At 72.4% G+C, this 9,201-nt stretch carries 10 protein-coding genes and 1 pseudogene; 7 read left to right on the top strand and 4 right to left on the bottom strand.

Going from position 1 to position 9,201, the window contains the following annotated elements; genetic code table 11:
* Together ACWGIU_RS19905 and ACWGIU_RS19900 are read left to right on the top strand one after the other, a co-directional pair.
* A partial coding sequence (locus ACWGIU_RS19905; protein ID WP_453707565.1) for a phosphatase domain-containing protein occupies positions 1 to 295 on the top strand: 295 nt, incomplete at its 5' end.
* Between the two features lie 13 nt (positions 296 to 308).
* A complete protein-coding gene (locus ACWGIU_RS19900) occupies positions 309 to 686 on the top strand; it encodes an NTP pyrophosphohydrolase (RefSeq protein ID WP_453707563.1) in 378 nt (125 codons plus the stop codon).
* A gap of 53 nt (positions 687 to 739) precedes the next feature.
* Here ACWGIU_RS19900 and ACWGIU_RS19895 read toward each other — a convergent pair whose 3' ends face one another.
* The gene (locus ACWGIU_RS19895; protein WP_453707561.1) at positions 740 to 1,189 is read right to left on the bottom strand and encodes an SH3 domain-containing protein; all 450 of its coding nucleotides are present in this window, start codon (positions 1,187 to 1,189) and stop codon (positions 740 to 742) included.
* A gap of 664 nt (positions 1,190 to 1,853) precedes the next feature.
* Here ACWGIU_RS19895 and ACWGIU_RS19890 point away from each other — a divergent pair.
* Positions 1,854 to 2,222: a YbjQ family protein gene (locus ACWGIU_RS19890; protein ID WP_453707559.1), complete on the top strand. Its 369-nt coding sequence runs from the start codon at positions 1,854 to 1,856 to the stop codon at positions 2,220 to 2,222.
* Between the two features lie 72 nt (positions 2,223 to 2,294).
* Here the strand turns inward: ACWGIU_RS19890 and ACWGIU_RS19885 are convergent, their stop codons facing one another.
* Positions 2,295 to 4,088, bottom strand: a complete 1,794-nt coding sequence (locus ACWGIU_RS19885) for a protein kinase domain-containing protein (protein ID WP_453707557.1) — start codon at positions 4,086 to 4,088, stop codon at positions 2,295 to 2,297.
* A gap of 244 nt (positions 4,089 to 4,332) precedes the next feature.
* On the opposite strand from ACWGIU_RS19885, the gene ACWGIU_RS19880 reads away from it, so the two are divergent.
* The 3 genes and pseudogenes from ACWGIU_RS19880 (at position 4,333) to ACWGIU_RS19870 (ending at position 7,152) form a co-directional block, all read left to right on the top strand.
* The gene (locus tag ACWGIU_RS19880; protein ID WP_453707556.1) at positions 4,333 to 4,821 is read left to right on the top strand and encodes a class I SAM-dependent methyltransferase; all 489 of its coding nucleotides are present in this window, start codon (positions 4,333 to 4,335) and stop codon (positions 4,819 to 4,821) included.
* 219 nt (positions 4,822 to 5,040) lie between these two features.
* Positions 5,041 to 5,468, top strand: a pseudogene (locus ACWGIU_RS19875) (GlcG/HbpS family heme-binding protein).
* Between the two features lie 58 nt (positions 5,469 to 5,526).
* Positions 5,527 to 7,152 (top strand): beta-N-acetylhexosaminidase, encoded by a 1,626-nt coding sequence (locus ACWGIU_RS19870; RefSeq protein ID WP_453707554.1) that lies wholly within the window; start codon positions 5,527 to 5,529, stop codon positions 7,150 to 7,152.
* Between the two features lie 54 nt (positions 7,153 to 7,206).
* Here ACWGIU_RS19870 and ACWGIU_RS19865 read toward each other — a convergent pair whose 3' ends face one another.
* Both ACWGIU_RS19865 and ACWGIU_RS19860 read right to left on the bottom strand, forming a co-directional pair.
* Positions 7,207 to 7,515, bottom strand: a complete 309-nt coding sequence (locus tag ACWGIU_RS19865) for a DUF3040 domain-containing protein (RefSeq protein WP_453707552.1) — start codon at positions 7,513 to 7,515, stop codon at positions 7,207 to 7,209.
* A gap of 114 nt (positions 7,516 to 7,629) precedes the next feature.
* The gene (locus tag ACWGIU_RS19860; RefSeq protein ID WP_453707550.1) at positions 7,630 to 8,448 is read right to left on the bottom strand and encodes an endonuclease I family protein; all 819 of its coding nucleotides are present in this window, start codon (positions 8,446 to 8,448) and stop codon (positions 7,630 to 7,632) included.
* A gap of 217 nt (positions 8,449 to 8,665) precedes the next feature.
* Between ACWGIU_RS19860 and ACWGIU_RS19855 the strand changes: the two genes are divergently transcribed.
* The coding region (locus ACWGIU_RS19855; protein ID WP_453707548.1) for a DJ-1/PfpI family protein at positions 8,666 to 9,201 on the top strand (536 nt) is incomplete at its 3' end.

The following is a 9,201-nucleotide window of genomic DNA, read 5'->3' as shown; positions in this document are numbered from 1 at the left end:
CGACGCCTTCCGGCGCGCCGACGGCGACGTCATCGTGCTGCTGTCGGGGCGCAGCGAGGAGCACCGCCCGCAGACCGAGTCCTGGCTGCGGCGCCACGGTGTGCCGTACGACGAGCTGTGGATGCGCGCGGCGGGCGACACGCGCCGCGACGACGTGGTGAAGGCGGAGCTGTTCGACAGGCATGTGCGCCGCCGGTACGCGGTCCGGGTCTCGCTCGACGACCGGGACCGGGTGGTCGCGATCTGGCGCCGGATGGGCCTGCCCACCTGGCAGGTCAACTACGGCGACTTCTGAGGGTCCGGCCGCCGTGACCACAGGGGACGCCACCGATGCCGGGCGGAACGTGCTGATCGTGGATGGCGCGAACGTCGTCGGCTCGGTGCCGGACGGCTGGTGGCGGGACCGGCGGGGCGCGGCCGTCCGGCTGCGCGACCTGCTGGCCGGCCGGGGCGGGGGCGAGGAGATCGTCCTCGTCGTCGAAGGCGCCGCCCGGGGCGTCGAGTCCGTTCCCGGCGTACGGGTGGACTCGGCGCCCGGGAGTGGTGACGACCGGATCGTGGAGCTGGCCGCCGCGTATGCCGAGCGCGGCTGTGTCGTGGTCACGGCCGACCGCGCACTGCGTGAACGGGTCCGGGCGTACGGCGTGGGGTGCGTGGGCCCGCGTGCCGTACGCCCGGTGGACTGACTGCCGACCCGCCGGTCCGGCCACCTGCGTGCCTGCCTACCGGCGGGACCGGGTCAGCGGCAGTACCTCACCTCGGAGAGGTTCTTGACGTAGCGGGCGGCGACCCAGCGCTCCTTGTCGTACGCGTGCCCACGCATGGCGGCGTCGTGATCCCAGCCGCTGTTCTTGTCGGCCAAGCGGTACCAGATGCGGTTGCCGTCGACGTCCTCACCGTACTTCTTGCACTCGATCTCGACCTTGCTGTTCGGGTACACGTGGCCGAGGGACCGCGAACGGGTGCTGGGCTTGCTGCGGACGGTCAGCGGGCCCTTCGACACGACCTTGCCTGTCACGTGCCTCTCGTGGTAGACACCGGGCTTCGCGGACCCTCCGCCGACGACGAGCTCCCGCGGCGGCAGGTTCTCCGGACCGTCATCGGCGGCGGCGGCGGCGCCCGCTCCGACCAGACCGAGAACCAGGCTGCCGGTGGCGAGAGCGAGGGTGGTTCTGGTGGGCTTCAGCATGAGCCGGCTCCTCTATGAAGACATCCACCCGGCCGCGACGCGCGGCACGGGGCGGCAACCAGGCGGTTGCCAGGGACGACTATGACGAGGGCGGAGCGCGTAGCCCCGGCGGCTCACCGTCCTTTATCCCGATATAATCAATTTGCCCCATCGAGGTGCGTGGCTGTGCCCGCCCCCGAACGGGCACGGCCGCGCAGCGGGCCCCGGGGGGACAGGGCCGGTGCCGACCGGTGAGCCGGCGGAGGAAAATCTACGGCCCGGCCACCCGCCCCGCGGCCCTCCAGGGGATGAGACCGGCCTACCGCTCAGGGAGGCGACGCCGTACAACCTGCGGGGCACGCAGGGGGCGAGGTGCCCCTACACACCCCACCCGGCGGCGGTCCGGACCCGCGCCGTGCCAAGCCGGGATGCCGGCGTACGAGTCCGGCCCGGGTCGTCTCTTTCGGATCATGCCGGTTCGGCCCGCGTCGTCCGGTGCTGTGCCTCGCAAGGCGGAGAGGCGCCGGTGTACCGGACGTACGTGGCTGCTCCGACAACGCGCGCGAGGTGCGGTACCAGGCGGCGCGGGTCAGGCAAGATCCGAAGGAGACGACCTGGCGGCCCGCATGCCCTGATCGCGCGGCCCGGGGTGCGGCCGGCGGCGGGCCGCGCGAGAGTAGGCGCCATGGGTATCGATGACTACGGCGGCGGCGCCGGCGCACACGAGAGCGGCGTCCTCGTCGTGACGACCAACGACGTCCCCGGCTACCGGGTCGAGCGCGTCATCGGTGAGGTCTTCGGCCTCACCGTTCGCTCCCGCCACCTGGGCAGCCAGATCGGCGCGGGCCTGAAGTCCATGATCGGCGGCGAGCTGAAGGGCCTCACCAAGACCCTGGTGGAGACCCGGAACCAGTCCATGGACCGGCTCATCGAGCAGGCGAAGGCGCGTGGCGGCAACGCCGTGCTGATGATGCGCTTCGACGTCACCGACGCGCAGGACGTCGGGACCGAGGTGTGCGCGTACGGAACGGCCGTCGTCCTCGTCCCCGCCTGACCTGCCCGCCTCGGCCTGACCTGCCCGACCTCCGATGCTGCCGTCGTGCTCACGCCCTGCCCGCGGCCGGGCCTACCGCTTCCAGAGGGTCACTTCGGTGAGGTACGTCGGGACCTTGTAGAGCCTGTCCGTCGAGGGCTCGACACTGACGATCCTGACCATGGCGAGATTGCCCTTGGTGGTGACGGTGCACAGCAGGTCGCCCTGGACGATGGCGCTGTCCGCCCCGCTCAGGTCCGACTGCTGCAGCTTGTCGGGAATCGGATCGGTGGCGGCTCCGGTCTCGCACTGTTCCGGGGTGGCGCCCTTGCTCTTGCCGAAGGGTGTTCCGCTCTTGACGTCGTCGTAGCCCATGGCCAGTTCGCGGTCGCTGTAGCCGATGTCGCCGAACGGAGCCACCTTCGGGAAGTCGAGGTCGACCGCGTTGACCTTGCCGAACTCCCGGGGCGCCAGGAACTTCACGGGCTTGTCCTTGAACACCGCGGTGTAGGTGCGGCCGGACGGCTGGGGGGCCGGGGTCGAGCCGCCGCCCTGCGCCGCCGGAGCCGCGTCCTTCGGCGCCTGGGCCGTCCTGTCCTTGCTGTCGCCCGCAGTCTGCCGGCTGTCGCCCGCGCCGTCGCTGCGTGTGAAGTACCAGGCCCCACCCGCGGCGAGCGCGACCACCAGGACTCCCGCGCCGACGGCCAGGGGTACGCGGCTGCGGCGCGCGGGGGCGGGCGCCGCCGATGCGGCGGGTGCGGCGTAGGCGGGGCCGGTGGGCGCGCCGTACCCCGGGTGGGGCGGGCCTCCCACCGGTCCCTGGGTCGGCGCGTACGCCAGGGGGACAGGCCCTGGGGCCTGCGTGGGCGCGTACGTGGGCGGGGTGGGCCCGGGGGCCACGGTCGGCGTGTACGCCGGCGGGGGCGGGGTCCGCCCGGGCGCCCGGGAGGGAGCCGGCGCCTGCGCCTGCGACTGCGCCGACCGCTCGCGCCGCGCGATCTCCGCGGCCAGCGGTGCGGGCAGCCAGCCGTCGAAGTCACGCAACTCCCGGCCCGCCACCCGGCCGCACCACTCGGCGAGCTCCGCCGGGGCGGGCCGCCGCGCGGCATCGGCGTGCAGGCAGCGCTCCAGCAGCTGGCGCAGCGGCTCCGGGTAGCCGCTCAGGTCCGGCGCCTGCTGCGGGGTGTTGGCTATCGCGGCGGCGATCGAGAGCCCCCCGCCGTCGCCGTACGGGTGGCGGCCGGTGGCCACGACCGCGGCGATCAGGCCCAGCGCGAAGACATCGGTCGCCGCGGTGACCGTCCGGCCGAGGGCGTGCTCGGGGGACATGTACTGCGGGGTTCCGATGAACCCGCCGCTGCGCGTCAACTGGGTGGTGTCGGTCGCCCGCGCGATACCGAAGTCGATCACCCACGGGCCGTTGGAACCGAGCAGGATGTTGCTCGGCTTGAGGTCGCGGTGCACCACCGAGGCGGCGTGGATGGAGTGCAGGGCCTGCGCTGTGCAGCCGATCAGCTGGAACACCGCGGGCAGAGGCAGCGGACCGTGCGTGGCGAGAGCGTCGTCGAGCGCCAGGCCCGGCACGAACGCGGTGGCCAGCCAGGGCTGTTCACCACTGGTGTCATGGTCGAGCACCGGCACGATGTGGTACCCCTGCACGCGGCGGGCGGCCTGCACCTCGCGTTCGAAACGGACCCGGAAGTCCTGCTCCTGGGCGAAGTCGCGGCGGATGACCTTGAGGGCGACCGGCTGGTTCCCGCGGGTGCGTGAGAGGTAGACGGAACCCATGCCGCCTTCGCCGATCCTCGCGAGCAGCCGGTAACCGGCGATCTCCTGCGGATCCTCCGGACCGAGCAGTCCGAGTACGGCGTCGTCGGTGTTGGTCATGGGCTCCCCCTTGATGATCACTGGCCTCAGATCCTAACGGGGGGCGCGGACCGTCACCGCACCGCGCCGGTACGGTGGTGCTCCGGAGACGAAGGGGCGGCCCGATGAGTCAACGCAAGTCGGCGGCAGAGGTGTTCGACGATCTGGGGGAGCGCTACGAGAGGCGTTCGGGCGGATCCCCGGCCAACTGGAGGCCCTCGACTGGCTCATCGGCCGGCTGCCCGCCGGGGCACGGGTGTTGGACGTGGGCAGCGGCACCGGACGGCCCACCGCCGAGGCACTGGCCCGGGCCGGCTGCGCCGTCACCGGCATCGACGTCTCGGCGGCCATGGTCGAACTGGCCCGTGCCGCAGTCCCGCAGGCCCGCTTCGAGCAGGCCGACGTACGTACCTACACGCCCGAGCGGGCCGGCTTCGACGCGGTGTGCTCCTTCTTCCCCCTGCTGGTGATGGACCAGCCGGAGGTCGCGGGGGCCCTGGACCGCATGGCGTCCTGGCTCGCGCCGGGCGGGTACTTCGTGATGGCCACGGTGCCGGGGGACATCCGGGGCCTGGACATCGAGTGGATGGGTCACGAGGTCACCGTCAGCAGCCTCTCCACGGAGGCCCACCTGGCCCGGCTCGCCGACCTGGGGCTGGAGGTGCTGCACCACCACACCGCGCACTTCCAGCCCGCCGACGACCGGGCGGGCCCCGAGGAGCACCTCTTCTGCTACGCGCGCCGGAGCGGGTGACCGGCGCCGTCCGTTGCCGGGAGCGGGGCCGGGCTGGAACCCTCGGGGAGGAGCCCGGCCGCTTGCTCGCCCCCGGCCGGTCGATGAGTCCGTCGGTCCGGTTTCGCCGGGCCGTCGGGACCGGCGGAACCCTCGGCGAGCCAATCACCGTCCCCGCCCACCACTGATCCACCGCTTCCCCCGTCAGGCACGCACCCCGCCCGCGAGGAGACCCCCCGCATGTCCACCCCCACCCGCACCGCTGTCGCCCCGCTGACCACAGAGGAGGCCGAGCTGCTCGTCGCGACCGCCTCGGCCGCCGCCGAAGCGGCCGGGGTCACGGTCAGCGTCACGTTCTCGACGCCGGTGGCCACCTGCTCGCCTTCCGCCGCGACGACCGCGCCGTACTGATCTCCGGCGAGACCAGCACCCGTAAGGTCTACACCGCGCTCCAGCTGAACGCGCCCACCGCCGACCTCGTCGAAGCCGTCCGGCCCGGTGGCCCCTTCCACACCCTGCCCACGGCCCTCGACCGGCCCTTGCTGTTCATCGCGGGCGGGCTGCCCGTCCACCGCGACGGCCGCCTCATCGGCGCCATCGGTGTCGGCGGCGGCGCCCCCGACCAGGACCACGGTTTCGCCGTCGCCGCGCGGGACGCCCTGCTCTGAGCCCGCCGGGTCGCGCGCGCGTGTTCCCCGTGCCACGTTGGTACGGGGAAACGCGCACATGATGAGCACACAGAGGCGGCACAGGAGGGTCCACACGATCGCGACGGCCACGGTCGCCGCGCTGGTCACCCTTGCCCTCCCGGGTTGCACGGCCGCCTCCGACGAGGCACGCGCCCCCAGCGCCCAGGGTTCCTCCACGACCGCGGCCCGCCCGGCCGAAGCCGTACCCCCCACGCCCACGCCGACACCGTCCTACCCGCTGTCCACCGCCCCGCGCACCATCCCGGCGGTACGGGAGCACGTACCCGCCCGCGGCCCCGGCTGGAAGCCCACACCCGACGCGCGCGTGGTCGTCGCCCCGGACGACACCGCCGCCCTGGCCGACGAGGCCGAACTGCTCGCCGGTGAACTGAACATCGGATACGGGGCGGCGGCGGCGCCGCGCGCCGGTGACGTGGAGCTCTCCCTGGACGCGAGGACCGCGGGAGGGCTGGAGTCGTACACCCTCGACGTCAAGGACGGCCGCGTCCGCATCAACGGTCCCGACCAGGCCGGGGTCTTCTACGGCACCCGCACCCTCAAGCAGGCGGTCAAGAGCGCCGGTTCGGCCCCCGAGGGCACCGTGCGCGACGCCCCCGCCAAACCGCAGCGCGGCCTCAACCTCGACATCGCCCGCAAGTTCTACACCCCGGACTGGATCGAGGACCGGCTGCGCGAGATGGCCGACCTCAAGCTCAACCAGCTCGGCCTGCACTTCTCCGACGACCAGGCCTTCCGGATCCAGTCCGACACCCACCCCGAGATCGTCTCCACCCCGCACCTCACCAAGGCCCAGGTCCGCGAGATCAACACGCTCGCCGCCCGGCTGCACATCACGGTGGTCCCCGAGATCGACTCTCCCGGCCACCTCGGCGCGGTCCTGCGCGCCCACCCCGACCTGCAGCTGCGCGACACCCAGGGGCGGGCGGTCAAGGGCGCCGTGGACATATCCGACCCGGCGTCCGCCAAGCTCGTGGACGAGCTGCTGCGCGAGTACATACCGCTCTTCCCCGGCGGAGCCTGGCACCTGGGCGCCGACGAGTACCAGGCGCTGGTCTACCGCGACCCGCAGGCCTCCTTCCCCGAGCTCGCCCGCGCCGCCCAGCAGCGGTACGGACCCTCGGCGCGGGTCCAGGACCTGGCGACGGGCTGGCTGAACGACCGCGCCGCCGTGGTCCGGCCGTCGGGGAAGGCACTCAAGGCATGGAACGACGGGTTCTTCGCGGGCGGGGTGACGAGCGCCGCGAAGGACATCCAGGTCGAGTACTGGACCGGCAAGGAGAACGGAGCCCGCCCGCCGCTGGAGTACCTGCGCGAGGGCCGCAAGCTCGTCAACCTCAACGACGAGTTCCTCTACTACGTGCTGGGGGAGCCCAACCAGTTCACGTACCCCACCGGAAAGCGGATCTACGAACAGTGGACCCCGCTCGTACTGCGCGGCACGGCCCCCGTCCCGGCCTCGTACGGGCCGCAGATCCTGGGCGGGCGCCTCGCCATCTGGAGCGACCTGTCCGGCGCCCAGACCCAGGCCCAGGTGGCCGCGGGCATCCAGGCTCCACTGGCCGCGCTCTCCCAGAAGGTGTGGGACGCGCGCACGCCCCAGCTGTCCTGGCCGGAGTTCAAGGCCCTCGCCGACCGGCTCTGACCCGGCCGATCCGTCCCCCGGTCTCGGCGTCCCCCGGTCTCGGATGGGCTCCGGCTACGGCCGCTCCGTACGGTCGACGCGCTGCCGGCGGCGCTGGAGCCGCTGGCCGACCAGCGGCAGCGCCAGGATCACCGCGGACGTCCAGACGGCGGCGAAAGCCCAGATCAGGAGCCGGGAGACGGTGACCGAGGCCGCCACGAACAGCACCGCCGCCACCGCACCGAGCAGCCAGGCGGCCACGGTGCGGTGACGCCGGTGCGACCTGGACCGCAGGATCCGGTCGAGGGAACGGTCACCCTTGAGTTCGGCCTCGATCGCGGACAGGGCGCGCTGCTCTCGATCGGAAAGTCCGGCTCCGTCCATCACGACGCACCTCCGTCGGCTGCTGCCGTCGGGCGCGGGTCGCAGCCTCTGGCCTGGGAGTACCCTGCCTGGCGCGGCCCAACCCCCGGAGGGCGCCGTGACTGCGGACCCCGGTCACCAGATGGAGTCGACCCACTCCGGGTGGTCGATGAACGGGTTGCGGTTGTGCTGGTACCGGTCGAATATGACCTGGTTGCGGCGCTGCTCGAAGGCGTCGGGCGGGTCCATCTGGTTCCACTGCTTCAGCAGGCTGATCCGGCCCATCGCGGGAGCCGAACCATTGTTGACCGCGTCGTTCGGCTCCAGGTCGGCGAAGCCGTCGCCCCCGTCGTAGCGGACGGCCATGTACAGCAGCATCCGCGCCACGTCGCCCTTGACCGCGTCGCGCGGCTCGAAGGAGTCGGCGTCGGTGAGACTGCCCGGCGCCTCGCTGACGGGGCTGCCGCCCTTGTCGAAGTCCTTGTTGCCCCGGGTGCTGTTGACGGTGACGTCCTCGGGGCGCAGGTGGTGCAGGTCGGTGCCCGGGCCGGTGACGGTGCCGAAGTCGCCGTGGCTCTTGGCCCAGACGTGCTCGCGGTTCCAGTCGTTGACCCCGCCGCCGTTCGTCGCCTTGGACTGGGAGCGGCCGGAGTAGAGCAGGATGACGTTGTCGGAGTCCGCCGGGTCCTGGTCGGTCACCTTCAGGGCGTTCCACACGCCTTCGTAGGTCACCTTGGACTGGGTCTTGATGATGTCGTGCAGGGCGCTCTTCAGCGCGGGCCCGGTCTTGCCCTGGGCGTTCGCGTAGTAGTCCGCGTACGGGTCCGCCTCGGTGGCCGCCGGGTTCTCGGCGGTGGTGATGCCCTGCTGGCCGGCGGACGCGGCCGCCGGTATGCCGATCAGGGTGGCGGCGGCGAGGGCGGCCGCCCAGGGGGTCATGCGCGAGATCTTCATCAGGTGGGGGGTACCTCTCCCTACGCACCGTCCCCGCCTGGGGAATTGGCGGAGTGTCAGTGGCAGTGCGAGGGTCACATTGTCATGTGCCGAACAGGTGAAAACCATGTGTCGGGAGTGGGGGACCTTCGTGTGTGCCGGCCGCGCACCGCGGGCAGGGTAGCGATGGCCCCGGTGGGGCCGGACCGACCGTGACCAGCCCTATCGGGAGCAGCCCATGGCAGTGAAGATCCTCATCGTGACCGGCGACGCGGCCGAATCGCTGGAGGTCCTGTATCCGTACCAGCGCCTGCGGGAGGAGGGGTACGAGGTCCACATCGCGGCGCCGCAGGTGAAGAAGCTGCGGTTCGTGGTGCACGACTTCGAGGAGGGATTCGACACCTACACCGAGAAGCCCGGCTACACCTGGCCCGCCGACCTGGCCTTCGTGGACGTGGTCACCGAGGACTACGCGGCCCTGGTCGTGCCGGGCGGTCGGGCGCCGGAGTACCTGCGCAACGACCCCGAGGTCCGCCGGATCCTGGCCGCCTTCGCGGAAGCCGACAAGCCGATCGCCCAGATCTGCCACGGCCCGCTGATCACGGCCGCGGCCGGGGCTCTGGCCGGACGCCGGGTGACCGCTTACCCGGCGCTGGAGCTGGACATGAAGGCGGCCGGGGCCGAGTTCGAGGACTGCGAGACCGTGGTCGACGGCACGCTGGTCTCGGCCCGGGCCTGGCCGGACCACTCACGCTGGATGCGGGAGTTCCTGAC

The sequence above is a fragment of the Streptomyces sp. NPDC054840 genome (assembly GCF_053611065.1).
The sequence above is the reverse complement of the archived record's forward strand: the minus strand, read 5'-3'. Positions and strand labels throughout refer to the sequence as shown.

What these genes read in the sequence shown, in the direction of transcription:
- ACWGIU_RS19885 (WP_453707557.1), bottom strand. Translation starts at nt 4,088, where the DNA reads ATGACCAACACCGACGACGCCGTACTCGGACTGCTCGGTCCGGAGGAT.
- ACWGIU_RS19870 (WP_453707554.1), top strand. Translation starts at nt 5,527, where the DNA reads ATGATGAGCACACAGAGGCGGCACAGGAGGGTCCACACGATCGCGACG.
- ACWGIU_RS19860 (WP_453707550.1), bottom strand. Translation starts at nt 8,448, where the DNA reads ATGAAGATCTCGCGCATGACCCCCTGGGCGGCCGCCCTCGCCGCCGCC.
- ACWGIU_RS19890 (WP_453707559.1), top strand. Translation starts at nt 1,854, where the DNA reads ATGGGTATCGATGACTACGGCGGCGGCGCCGGCGCACACGAGAGCGGC.
- ACWGIU_RS19895 (WP_453707561.1), bottom strand. Translation starts at nt 1,189, where the DNA reads ATGCTGAAGCCCACCAGAACCACCCTCGCTCTCGCCACCGGCAGCCTG.
- ACWGIU_RS19865 (WP_453707552.1), bottom strand. Translation starts at nt 7,515, where the DNA reads ATGGACGGAGCCGGACTTTCCGATCGAGAGCAGCGCGCCCTGTCCGCG.